Raw genomic sequence first — 18,972 nt, forward strand, 5'->3', positions numbered from 1 at the left:
GAAAAGCTGCAAAACAGGACGCATTAATAAAGGTAAGCTGCTACCTCTCCAAATAAGCCACTTAAACACCTGTCATACCTTCCAAAACGCCCATTAAAGCAACAGCAAATCCTCTTTTTATATTTCACGTAAAATCGAAGTAACCAATTGAATCAAAATAGGAACTCGGCTATGGTTAATACATCAATAAAAATAAATTAAAAACGAGTTATTCTACAGCCTCGTTAGCAGCCAAGTGGATAAAACTTTAGGAATTCAATTATTTTAGAACCGACAATCAGCACCTATTATGTCAGCAACATAGAAGGGCTAAACTCAGACCCCCTGTTTCTGGTTGGTTATATAATCGCCTCTGTAATTTTGTTTGTCGCGTTAAAATATACTCCTTTTATAAGTGCAATATCACAAGTCACAAAAGTTAAAGGCAAATACATCTTCCTATTTATTTCTCTGGTATTTGCGTTTGGATTAATATCCACTTCTCTCAATTACATCGATTTATATACTGTTAAACTCGCTGTAGAAAATAATGAAGTTCAAAAAATTAAGGGTTGTATTGCTAATTATGAAGTCAACCAAAGTAATAGCCGTTCAGAGTCATTTTCTATTTCAGGTATTGCGTTTAAGTACAATGATTATGGCACTGAGAAGTATTTTTTTGCTAATAGGCAACACGATAGCTTTATAAAAAATGGTCGTTGTGTTGTTATTGCATTCATACCAAGCAGTTCAAATAACATTATAAAAATCGATAAGGTTTAAATATGCAGTTGGCTGCTAACAAACCAATCAATCCGACCTCAACTCGCTGTGCTCATTTCGTCGGCTTATCGGGGCGTTATATGCCAATAAGGAGAATTATGCTAAACCGCATTCTTGATAAAATAGCAATTCTCAGAGAGCATGAGGTTTACTATCAGCAGGTGCATGGTGTTAAGTACATTATGCAAGGGCTTGATTATCATTTTAAAAATTACATGCATCTGCTATCAGAGGATGACGATATTCATTGGTTTCATGAGGTTGTTGCCTACCTAAACCGAATAGGCCAAATCTATTATTTCTTAAAATCAGATTTTATTGCTGCTCAAGATTCTGAGGTTCCTGCATTAAAGAGGGTGATTCCTTTCCGAATGAAGTACTCTGCCCACAGAAGTATTGATGCACCACGAAGAGATGATCTCCCACTCATGATGGATATTTCTATCCCAAACATGTATTACACAAAGCCAAGTGTAATAAATCCAGATGTTAACTCGAAAGCTATTGCCCTTCCTAAGCAAAATAGTGATGGCGAAAGAGAACCTTATGCCTTATTCATAGATGATGAGCATCGTAGTATCCTCACTGAAATAGACTCTGCTTTACTGAGGAAAATATCTGAACTTGGCATATAACACATATGAGCCTAAACTCTGTCAATAGGCACTAGTATTTTTTTGACCGTTTTTATACAGTGAGGGTCAATTCTAAATCAATAAACAAATTCGTTTACTTCGTCTGTCGATGTGGCTGTTAAGCAAGTAGCTTACGGCAGATATCAACGATGCGATTAAGTGGCTAAAACAACATCATAAATTATATATGATAGATACCAAAAAAATCGCGGTGTTAGGGGCGTCTTCTGGTGCTCATATGGCCACGTTATTCGGGGCCATGAGTACCAATCACGATACAAAATCGCCTTACGAAGCAGTGCAAGCAATCGTGAACATTGACGGCGTGGCTGATTTAACCTCAACAGCGGCTAGGATGTTTGAAGATAAACCTGGAAAGATTTCTTATGCAGCGCTTTGGTTAGGTGGGCGTTATGCACAAGAGCCAAAACGTTGGCATGCGGTTTCGCCGGTAGAATATTTAAGTAAACATACTCCAGCAACGTTATTTATTAACTCTTCCCATGACCGTTTTCATGTTGGCAGAGATGCTTTTGTAGCGCAGCTAATTAAAAACAACGTCCATCAACAAGTACATACCATACCCGATACTCCGCACACCTTTTGGCTATTTCACCCTTGGGTAGACGAAATGCGCAGCGTACTTGCGTCGTTTCTAAATAAGGTTTTGGTAGAGGAAAACCCTCGCTAACGCCTCCATTGAGGCATTTAGTAATAGAGAAGTTTTTGACAGAGTTGTTGAAATATATACTTAAGAGCGAGCCGTTAAAGCAAATACAGCAAGATGTATCCGCAGTGGAACTTGTTCAATATAGACAATAAAACTGGCAATATTTCATCGGCTAAGGTTGAAAAAACGTAGTATTCTTCATCCAAATAAAAGCCGTGCTTGATTTAACAAGCACGGCTTTTATTTTTTGACCAGCTGACAGCTGACAGCTGTTAGTGAAGAATACGTGCTCTGATCGTACCTTCTACTGCACTTAGTTCTTTTAGTGCTATTTCAGAGTGGTCGGTATCTACGTCTATTACTACGTAACCAATCGCTTCGTCTGTTTGCAAGTATTGCGCGGCGATGTTGATGCCGTGCTGGGCAAACGCTTGGTTAATTTGGGTTAACACACCTGGGCGGTTGTGGTGTACGTGTAATAAACGGCTACGGTTAGCAAGCTCTGGCAGTGATACTTCAGGGAAATTAACAGCAGTAATAGTTGAGCCGTTATCTGAGTATTTTGCTAGTTTACCCGCTACTTCTATACCAATGTTTTCTTGCGCTTCTTGAGTTGAACCACCAATGTGTGGTGTTAAAATTACGTTGTCGAATTCGCGTAGTGGCGATACAAATTCTTCATCGTTTGATTTTGGCTCAACTGGGAATACGTCGATGGCAGCGCCGCTGATTTTTTTATCACGAAGTGCTTCTGCTAGGGCGTCAATATCAACTACAGTGCCGCGTGAGGCGTTGATCAAAATTGAACCTTGCTTCATCACTGAAATTTCCGCGCTACCAATCAGGTTTTTAGTCTGCGGTGTTTCAGGTACGTGTAAGCTAATAACATCAGCGCGTTGCAGTAGCTGCGTTAGGTTATGTACTTGTGTGGCATTACCTAGGGTTAGCTTGTCTTCAATATCGTAAAACTCAACGTTCATACCGATATTTTCAGCCATGATACCTAGCTGCGTACCAATGTGGCCATAACCAATAATACCTAGAGTTTTACCACGGGCTTCAAATGAGCCATTGGCGGTTTTTAACCAGCCGCCACGGTGAGCAATGGCATTACGCTCTGGAATACCACGGAACAATAGTAAAATTTCACCAAGTACTAACTCAGCAACAGAGCGGGTATTAGAAAACGGTGCGTTGAATACTGCAATACCGCGCTTGCGTGCGGCACTTAAATCAACTTGGTTAGTGCCGATACAAAAACAACCAACGGCAACCAGTTTTTCTGCCGCTTCAAGTACAGCTTCAGAAATATGAGTACGAGAACGAAGGCCTACAAAATGCACATCTTTAATGCGCTCAATTAGTTCGTCCTCAGGCAATGAGGTTTTTACATAATCGATATTGCTGTAGCCGTTACGTTTTAGCGTTTCTACAGCGCTTTGATGTACACCTTCAAGCAAAAGAATTTTAATTTTGTCTTTTGCTAACGATACCTTACTCATATCCTCATCCTATTTATCTAATTTGCGGCCCATTTTTGGTACCGATAATCACTTTATCTGCGCCACGGTGGGCAAATAAGCCGTTGGTTACTACGCCAACAATTTGGTTAATTGTCAGCTCTAAATCTTTTGCTTGGCTGATCGACAAGTTATGTACGTCTAAAATAACGTTACCATTATCTGTTACCACGCCATGGCGATAAACTGGATCGCCGCCTAGTTTAAGCAATTCACGAGCAACATAACTGCGTGCCATTGGAATAACTTCTACCGGCAGTGGAAATTCACCCAAGGTGTCCACTATTTTTGTTTCATCAACAATACATACAAATTGTTTTGCTACAGCTGCGACTATTTTTTCGCGGGTTAGTGCTGCGCCACCGCCTTTGATCATTTCGTTCAGCGCATTTATTTCATCTGCGCCATCAACGTACACGTCAAGGGCATCAACATCATTGAGTTCAAATACTTCAAGACCGAGTGCTTTTAGTTTTTCGGTTGAAGCGTCAGAACTTGATACCACACCGCGTATGGTGTCTTTTACTGAGCCTAATGCATCAATAAAATGGTTTACAGTTGAGCCTGTGCCAACACCCACAATGGTGTCTTTTTTTACAAATTCGAGTGCAGCCCAAGCAGCTGCTTTTTTTAATTCATCTTGTGTCATGATTATGTGCTCAATAGGTGAGAGGGATTGCCATTAGTATATAAATAAATTGCTTACCAATGGTAGATTTTCTGTGGTGTGATTATGTAATTTAATGGTACATCCCACGATTCAACCGGTAAACTTGGAACATGTTGGCATTGATGTGCAAGGCCAATCAGTTGTGGTTTATGCCAGTTTTCTTTTTCGTAGCGCGCCAAAGTTTTATCATAAAAGCCACCCCCCATCCCTAACCGGTTACCGTTATCATCAAATGCAACTAATGGCATTAGCAGATAATCAAGCTCAGCAAGTGGGCATATCTGACTACAATTTAACTTAGGCTCCAAGATACCATAGCGATTTGCCCTCATGGGTGAATTTTCTTCATAGCGCTGAAAGTATAAAGTAGTGCCGTTAAATGGGTGAATAACGGGTAGGTAAAGGGTGTGGTTTTTAGTCCAAAGGTCTTTTATTAACAATGAGGTATCTAGCTCTGCGTCATTGCTAAAATAAATGCCAATATGGGCGTTTTTAATAGTTTTTTGCTGTTTTAAGTGTTGAGTAAAATTCACTTTAAGCGATTCTGCGGCAATTTCTTGCTCAAATTTTGACAGTGAATTACGTGCTTTACGGATTTTTTGGCGGATCAGTGCTCTTTTTTCGCTCATATTTATTTTTGCTTTATCTGTTAATTATCCATAAAACTGAATAAATCAGGGAATGCAAACGACAATCCCAGTACTACAAGCAAGACAACAACCATAGCTATAAGTGAATACAGCAGCATGTTACTGCGTTTTTTGATCGGCGTTGTCAGCTCTTCATCTAGCAATAGGTCGTCAGTTTGCCACTCGTCGCCTTCATCAGGATCTGGTTGTTGGGTGGTGGCTGGTAAGCGTTGCTCTAGATCGTCGAGCTTTTCTTCGATGCGAATTAAACTACTGGTGATGTAATCAAGGGCGTTAAAAATACGCTCATCTCGCTGGCTGGTTGCATCGCTGCTACTTACCGCTGGTGCATTGTTTATTGGTTGCAGTTTACTTTTGATGCCTACGCTGGCAAGTAGCTTTGCTTGCTTGAGTGCTTTTTCTTTTTCACAAGGGGCAAATAGGGGGTTGTTTTCAAAAAATGCAGCTACTTTACTTTCAGGGGCTTTGAGCTTTACAGCCAGTTGTTTAATCGCATTCGATCGCTCAATATCTTGAGCTAGACCTGCATACATAACACGGAAGTTTTCAGTCATCTGTGTTTTCCAAAAACGTAAAATCAATAGTTTGAGTATATCCGAATTATCGATAAACAAAAGCCCGTAAAAACGGGCTTTTTTAATCCTGTGGTTTTAAGCGCTGTTTAATACTTCGCAGCTTCACCTTCTTTTGGTAGTGACTGTAAAATAAAATCACGTAAATCGTTATTTGATGTTTCTAAATCTGCATGGCGTAAATACATCATGTGGCCACTGCGGTAGCCTTTAAAGCTTAGGCGATCACGCATTTTACTACTTGGATCTAGTTGCCATAAAGTGTATTTAGCATCAAAGTAGTTAGTGGCACCATCATAGTAGCCTGATTGGATCATCACATTGAGGTATGGGTTTTGCGCCATTGCTAAACGCAGATTTTCACCGGTATTATTATTGCTGCGATCCCACGGGTGTACATTACCAAACAGGTTATATTTTACGTCAGTTTTATAGTTAAGCTCTTCACGCAAGTAGTGATTAATGGCTGGTGTAAATGAATGCAACCATGATGTTAGCTCAGCCCAGTAGTCTGGAGATTCGCCAGCGTCACGCTTGTCCATGCCTAAATAGCGCGAATCTAAACGGCCTAACGTTTGACCGCGCTCACGTAGTAGTTCTTTCCAAAAGAAGTTGGTAGGAATATCAAGGTTGTTTTGCGCAACAAACTTTTCAGATACACCGGCATACAGTGCCATTTGTTTAATGATAGCGCGTTTTTCTTCATCATTAATAAAGCCACCTTTAGCAAGTGCAGGAATTAGCTTGTTAACGGTAAAGTCTTCAACTTCTGGCAGTAATTCATCTAAATCTTTAGCTTGCAATGCTGGGCTTAAAGCTTTGTGATACCACGCCGTTGCAGCAAAGTAAGGTAGACGGTTAGCCGCTTTTATTGGACCGTCGCGTTTAATACCAATGTCTGTTGGTGAAACCAGCACAACACCATTGATATACATCCATTGACTGTTTTGTAATTCATGGGCAAGCCCTGATACGCGGGTTGTGCCGTAGCTCTCACCAATTAAAAATTTAGGTGAGCGCCAGCGCTCAGTGCGATTTACAAAGGTGTTTAACCATTCTGCTAGGTATTTAATGTCGGCATTGACACCAAAAAACATGCTTTTTTGCGCTTCTTTACTTGGTAATTCACCCTTATCGTTTTCAAGAATACGCGAGTAGCCAGTGTTTACTGGGTTAACGTAAACAATATCAGCAACATCAAGCACTGAGTATGGGTTGTCTTTCACACCATACGGTTGAATAGGGTAGCCTTCGTCATCAATTTTTAATACCCGTGGTCCAGTATAGGCTAAGTGCATCCATACAGATGCAGAGCCAGGTCCGCCATTAAACGAAATTAACAATGGGCGTTTAGTGCGATCGTCAACTTTATCGCGTTCATAATAAGTGTATTGCAATGTTGCAACGGCATCGCCTTTGTCATCCCATACCGGTTGTGTGCCTGTGGTTGCGGTATATGAAAAACGCTCGCCATTGATGCGCGCTTTATGTTCGGTGACAACTTTACTATCGACATCGATACGACGTTGATTTTCTGCATAACTGGCTGTGCTTACACTCAAAGTAAGTATGGCCACAGAGACACTAATGATACTGATAAGCTTCATGGTGGATCCTTTAAACAATAGTTAACCTATTAAAGATAATTTTTTTGTAAATAACAAAGGGAATGAGACTAGACGACGATATTAATCGGTGAGCATTAGACATAAATATTATCAGTAACGTAAATACTCTATTTTATGCGTATATATTCAGCAATATATTTTGCTCAAGCTGATAATAAAGTATATTACTGCTTATTATGACTTTTAGTTTTTACTCGTAAAAAGTTTACCCTCGCAATGTCCACCTGAAGTGTAGAGAAGATATATGCAAAGAGTTTTAGTTGTTGAAGATAGTAAAGTGGTCCAGCAGGTTTTGCGGCACTTATCAGCTCATTATCTTGATGTTGCTGTCGATTTTGCTTGGTCACTTGCCGAGACCAAAGAGTTCATTGCAAAACATCAGTATACGCTTGCTTTGGTCGATTTAACCCTGCCTGATGCGATGAATGGCGAAGTTGTTAAATATACTTTAGACCAAATGATCCCTACCGTAGTACTAACATCTACCATTGATGAATATAAACGCCAGCAAATATTAGAGCTTGGGGTAGTCGATTATGTAATAAAAGATAATCGTGATTCTTATCATTATGCGGTTAAATTAGTCGCTCAGCTATTACGTAACCAAGGTTGCAAAGCCTTAATTGCTGATGATTCTCGTTTAAGCCGTTCATTAATGAAACAAATGCTCGAAAAACAGCTATTTGATGTACAAGATGCGCATGATGGTGAGCAAGCTTTAAAAATACTGAAAAATGATCCAGAGATTAAATTATTACTAACTGATTATGCGATGCCGACAATGGATGGTTTTGAGCTTGTTAAAGCGGTGCGAAATTTTCGTGGTCGTGATGATTTAGCGATTATTGGCTTATCAGGTGCGGGTAAGCATGGTTTATCAGCACGGTTTATTAAATTCGGCGCGAATGATTTTTTAACCAAACCCTTTATGAATGAAGAGTTTCATTGTCGTGTATTACAGACTATGGAGCAGCTGTCACTGATCGCAGATATTAAAGAAAGTGCCTTTCGCGATGATTTAACCAACCTTTATAATCGCCGTTATTTTTATCAATTTGCTGAAAAACGGCTAAAAGAAACCTCGCGTAACAATAGTTTAGCATTACTTGATATTGATTTTTTCAAAGCAATCAATGATAAATTTGGCCATGAAGCTGGAGATCAGGCATTAAAGCAAGTGGCGTCTTTATTACGTAGTTCGTTTAAAGATTTTACCGTTGCACGCGTGGGGGGGGAAGAGTTTGCCATTGTATTAACTGATGTAGATTTAGATCAAGCTTACCAGTTACTTGAAGCGTTTAGAGTGCGGTTGTCTGAGTATGATTTTGTGATCAATGGTGATGCATTTACAATTACGGTGAGTATTGGTTTAACAAAATTTCAAAATGTTACGTTAACAAGTGCCATGCGCTTAGCTGATAAAGCTTTGTATCAAGCTAAAGAACAAAGTAGAGACTGTGTCGTCAGACAAAACTAGATTGCTGCACCAGTACAGTTAAGATGTTAAAAAAATGCACCTATATGGTGCATTTTTTATGCGGGTAATTTGTTTTTATTATGTAATTTGTTGTTTTTAAAACGTTAAAAATAGTGGCACAAAGGTTGGATTGTCTTAGCAAACAGGATAACAATAAGCGTCCGAAGGGGGCCACTATGAAAATGATTAGTGCAATAATAAAGCCATTCAAATTAGATGATGTGCGAGAAGCGCTAGCTGATTTAGGCATTGAGGGGATGACGGTTGTTGACGTCAAAGGTTTTGGTCGTCAACGCGGTCATACAGAGTTGTACCGTGGAGCTGAATATCAAGTTGATTTTATTCCTAAAATTAAACTGGAAATTGCTACTCGTACCGAAAATTGTCAACGGGTCGTTGAGACCATTACCAAAATTGCAGCAACAGGCAAAATTGGCGACGGCAAAATTTTCGTTTACGACTTAGATCAAATTGTCCGTATCCGTACGGGTGAATTAGATGAAGAAGCAATTTAAGGGGGCTTTATGGAAAACACGATCGTAGAACTCAAGTTTTCGTTAGATACATTTTATTTTTTAATGTCGGGTATTTTAGTAATGTGGATGGCAGCAGGTTTTGCCATGCTCGAAGCGGGCTTAGTGCGTTCAAAAAATACCACTGAAATTTTAACTAAGAACGTGGCGCTCTATGCCATCGCATGTACCATGTTCTTACTAGTTGGCTACAACATTATGTATGTAGACAACGCTGAAGGTGGCTTAATTCCATCTCTAGGTGGGCTTATTGGCACCCAAGCCGCTGATGCTAATCATTCTTTAGAATCTGACTTTTTCTTTCAAGTCGTATTTGTTGCAACCGCTATGTCGATTGTATCGGGTGCGGTTGCTGAACGCATGAAGTTGTGGGCTTTTCTAGCCTTTGCGGTAGTGTTAACTGGTTTTATCTACCCAGTTGAAGGTTACTGGACATGGGGTGGCGGTTTCTTATCTGAAATGGGTTTTGTTGATTTTGCAGGCTCAGCCATTGTTCACGGCACAGGTGCTGCTGCAGCACTTGCCGGTGTATTAATGCTCGGCGCTCGCAAAGGTAAATATGGTAAAAATGGTGAAATTTATCCAATTCCAGGCTCTAACTTACCATTGGCTACATTAGGTACATTTATTTTATGGATGGGTTGGTTTGGCTTTAATGGTGGTTCACAACTACTTATCTCTGATGCTGAAAACGCGACTGCAGTTGGTAAAATATTATTAAATACTAACGCTGCTGCGGCAACCGGTGCCATTGCTTCACTGTTTGTTTGTAAAGTGTTATGGGGTAAAGCAGATTTAACTATGGTACTTAATGGTGCGCTTGCTGGCTTGGTTGTTATCACCGCAGATCCATTATCACCGTCGCCTTTACTTGCTTGTTTACTGGGTATTTTAGGTGGTTCATTAGTGGTGTTCAGCATTGTAGCACTAGACAAAGTTAAAATTGATGACCCTGTAGGTGCTATCTCAGTGCACGGTGTGTGCGGTATCTTGGGTATTATCTTAGTGCCAGTATCAAATACTGATGCAACCCTAGTTAACCAGTTAATTGGCTTAGTATGTATCTTAGGTTTTGTATTTATTGCTTCACTTATTGTGTGGACAATACTGAAGAAAACCATGGGGATCCGGGTAACAGAGGAAGAAGAATTAAACGGTATGGATCAACACGATTGTGGCATTGATGCTTACCCTGAGTTTGTTTCGGTACGCAGTAACTAAGTAAAAGTAAAAAGTTTTAAAATCATTGTGTGTTCAAAGCAAAGCCCTAATTTAGATTAGGGCTTTTTTTGTATATACGCAGAGGCTAAATTTTTTTAATTAAAGTTTATTAAAACAGCAAAAATCACAATAAGTAACTATGCTTAAAATCACTCCAACTACAAATAAGGTTAAGCATGGATAACAAACTATTACTGATTATTTTGTCTATATTTTTACCACCTGTTGCTGTGTTTTTGAAAGCGGGTGTGGGTAAAGATTTGATTATTAATATTGTCTTGTGCTTTATATTTTTTATACCGGCAATGATCCACTCATTGTGGTTGTGTACACGCTAAAATGAAGCCACCGCAACTGAGGTTAAAAAATTTAATGCCCAAAGTTCGGGGCAAGTAGTTTCAGTCAAGGTTAATTTTGCAGGTGTAATATACCCAAACCACCTAAAGAAGCGAGTTTCAGTTGGAATTAAAAGCGATTTAGGTAAGGCATTGATTGCAAGTAATAGTGGTTCTATTGCTAAAATCAATAACGCAGTATAAATCGCATTTAAACCAACCCCTTGGGCGTTTCACAGGAACTTACTCTCAGCGTTGTTACTTCTTAGAAGGGATTACCATTCTTGCAAAGTAACGCCTTGATATTAAGCCCCTGTGAAACGCTGAATTCTGCATCTTGAGGTGGCTTGGGTATATAGCTATATGCTAAGCTCGCACCTGTAAATTAAACTCTGGAAATAAATAGCAACGTCAATGGCTGATAAAAAAGACTCCCGCTCCACTAAAACTCCATCAAAACGCCCGGCAAAGAAAGCACCAAGCACAGCGTCTAAGTCGGTGAAAAAAACTTCGACTAAAAATACGTCTGCAGCGAATATAAAAAAACGTGGAATTGGTCGCAAAGTCTGGTCTATTTTTTGGAAACTAAGCTTAGCTGGCATTGTTGCGATGGGCTTATATTTAATTTATCTGGACGCCAAAATTACGCGTCAATTTGAAGGCAATAAATGGCAATTACCAGCACAAGTTTATGCACGAGCAATGGGTTTTTACCCTGGACAATTCTTATCTAGTCAAGAAGTTGTGTGGGAACTGGATAGGCTAAACTATTCATCAGTCAATCAGTTAAGTCGTACCGGTCAGTATGTAAAGGCGGGCGATAGTATTAAAATCTTCCGTCGTGAATTTGAATTTTATGATGGCTTAGAGCAAGCACAGGTTATTGAGTTACGCTTTGCAGGACAAAAACTCGCGAGTATTAAAGATAAGTTTGGCAGGCGTTTAAACAATGCTCGATTAGAGCCAGTACAAATTGCGCGCATAGGCAATGATTCAAAACAAGATCGAGAGTTTGTGCCGTTGGATAAATTCCCGCCGATGCTTACAGATACATTATTAGTGGTTGAAGATCAGAACTTTTATCAGCACCACGGTGTATCCGTGTTTTCGATTATGCGGGCTTTATACAGCAATATTAAAGCAGGGCGTACAGTTCAAGGCGGTAGTACGTTAACCCAGCAGCTGGCAAAAAATATTTATTTAACCCGTGATCGTACGCTGGTCCGTAAATTTAACGAAGCGTTGATCGCGTTAATTTTAGATTATCGCTATTCAAAAGATCAAATTTTAGAAGCTTATCTAAACGAAGTATACCTTGGTCAATCGTATAACCAAGGTGTGCATGGCATGGGCTTAGCTTCTGAGTTTTACTTCTCTAAGCCTGTTGATGAGCTTGAATTCGATCAAATTGCACTACTCGTTGCGATGGTGAAAGGCCCTTCATATTATAATCCACGCCGTTATCCTGAACGCACTATGGAACGTCGTGATTTAGTGCTACGTTTGATGGTTGATAATAAATTAATTGATACCCGCGAATACCGTGCTGCATTAAAGCGGCCAATTGATATTGCACCTATGAAAGACAGCTTGCCTAAATCGTATCCTGGTTATTTAGAGCTGGTGGATCGTGAGCTGAAAAAATTACTACCGGACCAAGAAGTACTCGATGCGGGCGTGCGTGTATTCACTTATTTTGATCTCCAAAAACAAGCGGCAATGGAAGAGGCAATTGAAAAAAGCCTACCTTACCTTGAAAAACGCGCCACGACAGAGCAGCTTGAAGCGGCGATGATCTCAGTGAATGTAGAGAAAGGCGGTATATCTGCTTTAGTTGCGGGACGCGATCCGCGCTTTTTAGGTTTTAACCGCGTACTTGATACTAAGCGCAACATAGGCTCGTTAGTTAAACCGGCTGTGTATTTGACAGCTTTGGGTTTACCGCATTATAACTTAGCTACTTTGTTAGATGACTCGCCAGTACAAGTGACTAATGAGCAAGGCAAAGTATGGCAACCAGAGAATTTTGATCATCAATATCGCGGTATGCTGCCACTATATAAAGCGTTTAGTCAAAGTATCAATATTCCTGCGGTCAACTTGGGACTTGATGTCGGGGTTGATAAAGTCGCGAATACACTTAATAAACTCGGCGCTAAAGAGCAAATATCACATTATCCATCATTACTGCTTGGTGCCGTTGAAATGTCGAGCTTTGAAGTCGCACAGCTTTATACCACGTTGGCGGCTGATGGCGAATACCGTCAATTAACATCTATTTCGGCATTAACCGACTCTGTTGGGCGGGTGCTTTATCAGCACCAAGTTAGTTCTGAACCGCGTTTTGATAAAGCCGCTGTTTATATGACTAAATACGCGATGAAGCGAGTCACTAAAGATGGCACTGCTAAACGTTTAAATGCCCATTTCCCATCAATTCAGCTGGCTGGTAAAACGGGCACCAGTAATGATCTACGTGATAGTTGGTATGCAGGGTTTGATCAAAATACAGTAACCGTTGCTTGGCTTGGTCGTGATGATAATAAAAGTACAGGCTTAACGGGCAGTGTTGGTGCATTAGAAACGTATATTCGTTATCTTAAGCCGCTCAACCCTGAGGCAATAGCAGATACTCGTCCGCCTTCAATTCGCTGGGCTTTTATTAATGAATTAACGGGTAAGCAAGCGCCACCGGGCTGCGGTAAAGTAATTCAACTGCCACTTAGAGCCAGTGAATTTGAGCCAAGGCCAAGCTGTAACTAAGCTGCTCTTGATTACGATATTTAGGTTGTTTTAAATACATAACAAAGCAGGTGTTAAAACTAATTTGATTCTACTAGCACTGCAAAATTGAGTATTGACTAGTTTACGCTTTAAAGATATGTTCCTTAAACCTACACCGTGTAGGAATAAAACTTTTAGGGAAAAAAGATGAAAACGAGTATTTTACTTATCTTAGTAGCGTTAATTGCAGCTTGTGGTAGCACACCAAATAAGGCAGATAGCCAAAGTGCGAAAGAGCAAGAAATAGCAAGTACGAACAGTTACAAGTGTGATATGGAAGCTATCGCAGGTTCAAAGCTTAAAAGAAAACGCTGCACTACTGCAGCGCAACGAAAAAGAGAAAAAGAGCGAGCAGATGAACTTTTAAGAACGTCTGCTGCATCAGCAACGGGAATGAAGCAGCAATAACTTTCGCAGCTATTATCTTGCTATGATTTTAAATAGTTCATTGTTTTGGTGAATGTTTCTGACATTTCTTGGAGCTGTTTGACATTAATTAATATTGATTGCGCTGAGTTTTATGCTTGTTCTGCAAAGAGATTTACTTCTTTTAAATCACTTTTCGCTTCAAGTATAGATCCAGACTGTTACTTTAAAAGCTATGCAATACTTGTCTTTGGTTTGTAATATTTCTCATATGTTACTCTGCACTTTTTAAGATAGTATTTATTTCATGGGGTATGCCATTTTTAAACACTTGATCGCATATTATGAACTTAGGTCAAGCTGTCAGTAAAGTAATTACTGGAGCAGGTGTTTATTTTAGACATAAAAAAAGCCCTTGCGGGCTTTTCTATGTTTAATAGTTTAAAGCTTAGCAAAAGCTCTTTTTGCTGCTGCAATTGTATCGGCAATTTCTTGCTCAGAGTGTTCAGAGCAAACAAAACCAGCTTCAAATGCTGATGGTGCTAAATACACGCCTTCTTCAAGCATCAAGTGAAAGAACTTTTTAAAGCGTTCTAAATCGCACTGAGTTGCTTGTTGGTAAGTGGTTACTTTCTCTTGTTCAGTAAAGAAGAAACCATACATACCACCGGCATAGTTAGTTGTTAGGGCGATGCCTGCAGCTTTTGCTGCGGCTTCAAAACCTTCACAGATTGCTTTACTTTTTGCTTCAAGATCAGCATGTAGTCCTTCAACGCACAGTAACTCAAGCGATTTTAGACCCGCAGCCATAGCAATTGGGTTACCTGATAAAGTGCCTGCTTGGTAAACTGGGCCAACAGGAGCGATGTAATCCATGATCTCAGTTTTACCGCCGAACGCGCCTACTGGCATGCCGCCGCCAATCACTTTACCTAAACAGGTTAAGTCTGGAATGATGTTGTAATAGGCTTGTGCACCACCTAGGGCTACGCGAAAGCCGGTCATTACTTCATCAAAAATAAGCACTGATTTATATTCATCACATACTGCACGCAGGCCTTCTAAAAAGCCCGGTACTGGTGGAATACAGTTCATGTTACCAGCAACTGGCTCTACGATAATACAGGCGATTTCGTCAGCGTATTTGGCAAAAATAGCTTTTACTTCATCAAGGTTATTAAACGAAACAGTTAATGTATGCTTGGCAAAATCTTCAGGGATACCTGGCGAGTTTGGTACGCCCATAGTCAATGCGCCAGAGCCAGCTTTCACTAATAATGAATCAGCATGTCCGTGGTAACAGCCTTCAAACTTTAAAATTTTATCGCGGCCAGTAAAGCCGCGAGCAAGGCGAATTGCACTCATGGTCGCTTCTGTGCCAGAACTTACCATACGAACTTTTTCGATTGATGGTACTAGCTCTTTTACTTTTTCAGCCATTAGAATTTCAGCTTCTGTTGGCGCACCGTAACTTAGGCCATTTTCTACCGCATCAAGCACTGCTTGTTTGATAGCTGGGTGATTATGACCCATGATCATCGGGCCCCATGAGCCAACATAATCAATATAACGGTTGCCGTCAGCATCAAATGTAAATGGGCCTTGGGCTTTGGTAATAAATAGCGGTGTGCCGCCAACGCCATTAAATGCACGTACTGGAGAGTTAACGCCACCGGGAATTGATTGTTGTGCGCGGGCAAATAAATCTTGGCTAATTGTCATAAAAAATCCTATTAGTTGTCACGTTAAAATTAACTATCGCGTTTACGGCTAAACCAAGGCACAGCAACTTCGTATTGCTCTACTTTATCGGCAACATCGAGTGTCAATGCAAACAGCGCCATGCGAATTAACACGCCATTTTGTACTTGGCGGAAAATAGCTAAATTGTCATTAAGGTTTAAATCGTTATCAAGCTCATTTGCTTCTATACGACTATCGCGTGGTAATGGGTGCATTAACACGGAGTTTGGTTTGCAGTGGGTGTTATAAATTGATTGGCTAATTCTAAAACCACCACGGTATTTATTGGCTTCTTCTTGCGATGGGAAGCGTTCTTCTTGGATACGGGTTTGATAGACGATATCGGCGGCTAAGTTACCTTCCATTTTATCGACGATTTCAATTTTATGGCCCGCATTATCGACGGCATCAAGAATATAGCTAGGCATTTGTAAGCCATCAGGTGCCACCATCGAAAATTTTATATCTTTATAATGACATAATAATTTTGATAATGAATGCACGGTACGGCCGTATTTTAAATCACCAACAAGGGCGATATGCATACCATCTATTTTTTGATCGAAGCGATGTAGTTCACGCTCAATTGTCAATAAATCAAGTAATGCTTGAGTTGGATGCTCGTTAGGGCCATCGCCACCATTGATCACTGGCACTGAGCAGCCAGTAGCAAATTCAGCCACTGAGCCTGCATCAGGATGGCGCATAGCGACCGCATCGGCGTAAGCTGAAATAACGCGCGCGGTATCGTATAAAGACTCGCCTTTGGCTAATGCAGAGCTTTGCATCCCCGTTGTTTCACGAACCAAACCACCTAATAAATTAAAGGCTGTACCAAAGCTTACGCGGGTACGGGTACTTGGCTCAAAGAATAAGTTTGCTAAGATTGCGCCTTCTAATACATTGGTGCGTTTTTGCTTTTTAGCATACGGCTCCATTTTTTTGGCTACTGCAAAAATACGTTCAATACAGTCGCGATCGAGCTGATTGACAGAAAGAATATTTTCACCTTGGAAACTTAACATGGGGGCTGTTCCTATCACATTCAAAAGGGGCGCGATTAACCATCTTCGATGGGCACGCAATCGCGCAATATTATACCCAAACCACCTCAAGAAGCGAGTTTCTGCATCTTGAAGTGGTTTGGTTATATAGCAAATTTTACAAGCTGGGTTTAGTTATAGCTAAAAATACGATGACTAATAGCACTAATACCGGTAGTTCGTTAAAAATACGATAAAAGCGGTGGCTGCGAGTATTACGGTCGTGTTTAAAATCCGCCAGTAATTTAAAACAATAGCCATGGTAAATGTATAGCACGATCACTAATACTAATTTGTAGTGCATCCACATGCTGTATTTAAACCAGTCGCGGCCATATTCAACAATTGTCAGCACGCCAAACACCGCCGTTAGTACTGCAAATGGCGTCACAAAATACAGTAACCGTCGCTCCATCACTTTGAGCATGGAGTTACAGGACTTTTCTTCGCTCATAGCGTGATAAACAAAGAGGCGGGGTAAGTAAAATATGCCAGCAAACCAGGCAATCATAAAAAATACATGTAAGGCTTTGTAGATCAGTAGCGCGCTCATAATGTTCTCTTATTGTTAGTTACAGTAAGCTATTACGTATGGTAAGAATGTGGCGGATCTGATCCCAGCGCATTATTCCCATAATTTGTTGATTATCGAGTAAGTTATAAATATACACAGCTCCGCTGCGCTTATCTTTTAATACATCAAACACATCGGCCAAAGTAGCTTGACTGCTGATCCCTTGCAAGCTGATGTAGTTGATCGAAATATTTTGATCTGACATTAAACTTAAATCATATTCTGCAAGGCGATAACCATTTTCAGGATCATAAACAATTAACGGGGTTTGGCTATCAACAGCATTTAAGGTGCTTTCTATTTGTTCTTTATCATCTGAATAGAGTAGTTTGAAGTTTTCATCCATCTCGTCCATTACCCCGACTTTTTGCAGTGCTTCGGTGGCAGGGGAGACATGATAGGCTAAACCTTGAAAGTCGAGCTGCTGTAAAAATATCGACCGATTGCCAAATACTTGTAATGCGGTGACGTATGCCGCTGAGATAACTAACATGGCCGGCACGATTATTTCAGGACTTGAGGTTAACTCCATTACCGTAGTTAAAGCAGCCAGTGGAGCATGTAAGGTGGCTGCTAATAAGCCTGCCATGCCTAAGACGCTATAAGTACCAGAGATATCAACGCCGGGACTAATAAATTGTGCAAAAAAGGCCATTAAAGTGCCCATCAGTACGCCTAAACCAATCACTGGGCCAATGATCCCGCCGGGAATCCCCAAGCCAATTGCAAATAATGTCGCCAGTAATTTAGCAATTAAAATAGTGGTTAATAGTTGCACATCATCAGGGCTTTCTACGGCCAAAGTTATTGCACTCATACCAGAACCCATCGCTTGTGGCACCATATAAGCAATGCCGCCAGCAATCAGACCTGCCAGCAATAAACGTGGAAACATACTCAAAGGTTTGAAGGTACGAATGATCAACATTAGATTTTGGTTAAAAGCATAAGCAACCGCGCCCAAAGCCATACCAAACAGGATTAAAAATGGATAGTGCCAGCCACTTAATGCCGTCACTGTGATCAGTGCTAATTCTGATGCGTCACCAAATACAAACTGCGTCGCCAGTGCACCAGTGACTGCAGCGAGCATTATTGGCACAAATATATGTACTTTGTATTCCCTAAGCACCACTTCCATCACAAAAATAACAGCTGCAAGTGGTGTATTAAATGATGCGGCAATACCAGCTGCAACCCCGCAACCGCTGAGTGTCCGCATGGCGTTATGAGGCAAATGTAATTTATCGGCCAGCAAACTTGCACCGGTTGCGCCCATATGTACAGATGGCCCTTCACGGCCAACCGAGAAACCACTGATCAATGCCAGTGCACCACCGACAAATTGATTTACCGTGTTGTATAACGGCATTTGCCCGTAATGGCGTTTAATACGGTGAATAACAAAGGGAATACCTAATCGATAATGTTTAAAACCAGTCAAAGCAGCAAATAGCGCAATTAAGAAGGCAGCAATAATAGGCATTAACACCCGCTCAAGAGGCGGTAAGGTAGTAAAATCGTCAGGATTTTCAAGGAACAAACCTTGGAAAAATAGAATAGTTAAGCGAAATAGAATGATCAAAAACGCCGCAATGAGTCCAGCACTTACGCCGAGTAAGCACAATTGCACCGATGTTTTTGGCTTTGCCAAGCGACGCCTAAGCGTTTCAAGCCACATGCATATTTCCTCGCCACCTATTTCAGCGGGCAGTTTATCAAAATAGTTAATGGAAGTCCTTGAGATTTTTACTGGTATTTCACTTAAAGCAAATTGATATTTAGTAAG

At 40.6% G+C, this 18,972-nt stretch carries 17 protein-coding genes; 8 read left to right on the forward strand and 9 right to left on the reverse strand.

Annotated elements, in window-relative coordinates:
* Positions 1–860: 860 nt before the first annotated feature.
* Positions 861–1,397 (forward strand): hypothetical protein, encoded by a 537-nt coding sequence (locus H5158_RS15200; RefSeq protein ID WP_182740356.1) that lies wholly within the window; start codon positions 861–863, stop codon positions 1,395–1,397.
* A 142-nt stretch (positions 1,398–1,539) separates the two neighbouring features.
* The gene (locus H5158_RS15205; RefSeq protein ID WP_310736252.1) at positions 1,540–2,088 is read left to right on the forward strand and encodes an alpha/beta hydrolase; all 549 of its coding nucleotides are present in this window, start codon (positions 1,540–1,542) and stop codon (positions 2,086–2,088) included.
* Positions 2,089–2,339: 251 nt separating this feature from the next.
* On the opposite strand, the gene serA is transcribed toward H5158_RS15205, so the two are convergent.
* From serA to H5158_RS15230, 5 genes are all read right to left on the reverse strand, one after another.
* A complete protein-coding gene (gene serA / locus H5158_RS15210) occupies positions 2,340–3,569 on the reverse strand; it encodes a phosphoglycerate dehydrogenase (RefSeq protein WP_145241268.1) in 1,230 nt (409 codons plus the stop codon).
* 13 nt (positions 3,570–3,582) lie between these two features.
* A complete protein-coding gene (rpiA, locus tag H5158_RS15215; RefSeq protein WP_145241270.1) occupies positions 3,583–4,236 on the reverse strand; it encodes a ribose-5-phosphate isomerase RpiA in 654 nt (217 codons plus the stop codon).
* A 53-nt stretch (positions 4,237–4,289) separates the two neighbouring features.
* On the reverse strand, positions 4,290–4,886 hold the full coding sequence (locus tag H5158_RS15220; protein ID WP_182719125.1) for a 5-formyltetrahydrofolate cyclo-ligase: 597 nt from the start codon (positions 4,884–4,886) through the stop codon (positions 4,290–4,292).
* A 20-nt stretch (positions 4,887–4,906) separates the two neighbouring features.
* Positions 4,907–5,461 (reverse strand): hypothetical protein, encoded by a 555-nt coding sequence (locus H5158_RS15225; protein ID WP_182740357.1) that lies wholly within the window; start codon positions 5,459–5,461, stop codon positions 4,907–4,909.
* 107 nt (positions 5,462–5,568) lie between these two features.
* A complete protein-coding gene (locus tag H5158_RS15230) occupies positions 5,569–7,086 on the reverse strand; it encodes a S10 family peptidase (protein WP_182719123.1) in 1,518 nt (505 codons plus the stop codon).
* 265 nt (positions 7,087–7,351) lie between these two features.
* Here H5158_RS15230 and H5158_RS15235 point away from each other — a divergent pair, with 265 nt between their 5' ends.
* The 6 genes from H5158_RS15235 (at position 7,352) to H5158_RS15260 (ending at position 13,865) form a co-directional block, all read left to right on the forward strand.
* Complete coding sequence (locus H5158_RS15235) at positions 7,352–8,584, forward strand: diguanylate cyclase (protein ID WP_149982055.1); 1,233 nt, start codon at positions 7,352–7,354, stop codon at positions 8,582–8,584.
* Between the two features lie 176 nt (positions 8,585–8,760).
* The gene (locus H5158_RS15240) at positions 8,761–9,099 is read left to right on the forward strand and encodes a P-II family nitrogen regulator (protein WP_149982054.1); all 339 of its coding nucleotides are present in this window, start codon (positions 8,761–8,763) and stop codon (positions 9,097–9,099) included.
* Between the two features lie 9 nt (positions 9,100–9,108).
* Complete coding sequence (locus tag H5158_RS15245) at positions 9,109–10,338, forward strand: ammonium transporter (RefSeq protein ID WP_182719122.1); 1,230 nt, start codon at positions 9,109–9,111, stop codon at positions 10,336–10,338.
* 176 nt (positions 10,339–10,514) lie between these two features.
* The gene (locus H5158_RS15250; protein ID WP_145241282.1) at positions 10,515–10,676 is read left to right on the forward strand and encodes a YqaE/Pmp3 family membrane protein; all 162 of its coding nucleotides are present in this window, start codon (positions 10,515–10,517) and stop codon (positions 10,674–10,676) included.
* Positions 10,677–11,087: 411 nt separating this feature from the next.
* The gene (mrcB, locus tag H5158_RS15255) at positions 11,088–13,436 is read left to right on the forward strand and encodes a penicillin-binding protein 1B (protein ID WP_182719121.1); all 2,349 of its coding nucleotides are present in this window, start codon (positions 11,088–11,090) and stop codon (positions 13,434–13,436) included.
* Positions 13,437–13,604: 168 nt separating this feature from the next.
* Complete coding sequence (locus tag H5158_RS15260; protein ID WP_182719120.1) at positions 13,605–13,865, forward strand: hypothetical protein; 261 nt, start codon at positions 13,605–13,607, stop codon at positions 13,863–13,865.
* A 399-nt stretch (positions 13,866–14,264) separates the two neighbouring features.
* Here H5158_RS15260 and hemL read toward each other — a convergent pair whose 3' ends face one another.
* From hemL to H5158_RS15280, 4 genes are all read right to left on the reverse strand, one after another.
* Positions 14,265–15,545 carry a glutamate-1-semialdehyde 2,1-aminomutase gene (gene hemL, locus H5158_RS15265; protein ID WP_149982051.1) on the reverse strand — a complete coding sequence of 427 codons (1,281 nt, stop codon included), beginning with the start codon at positions 15,543–15,545 and terminating at the stop codon, positions 14,265–14,267.
* Positions 15,546–15,574: 29 nt separating this feature from the next.
* The gene (locus tag H5158_RS15270) at positions 15,575–16,591 is read right to left on the reverse strand and encodes an aspartate carbamoyltransferase (RefSeq protein ID WP_145241288.1); all 1,017 of its coding nucleotides are present in this window, start codon (positions 16,589–16,591) and stop codon (positions 15,575–15,577) included.
* A 136-nt stretch (positions 16,592–16,727) separates the two neighbouring features.
* Positions 16,728–17,162, reverse strand: a complete 435-nt coding sequence (locus tag H5158_RS15275) for a CopD family protein (RefSeq protein WP_145241290.1) — start codon at positions 17,160–17,162, stop codon at positions 16,728–16,730.
* Positions 17,163–17,181: 19 nt separating this feature from the next.
* Complete coding sequence (locus tag H5158_RS15280) at positions 17,182–18,864, reverse strand: chloride channel protein (protein WP_145241292.1); 1,683 nt, start codon at positions 18,862–18,864, stop codon at positions 17,182–17,184.
* Positions 18,865–18,972 lie beyond the last annotated feature (108 nt).

The organism is Pseudoalteromonas sp. SR45-6, assembly GCF_014163545.1.
In the GTDB taxonomy this organism is placed as follows: Bacteria; Pseudomonadota; Gammaproteobacteria; order Enterobacterales; family Alteromonadaceae; genus Pseudoalteromonas; species Pseudoalteromonas rhizosphaerae.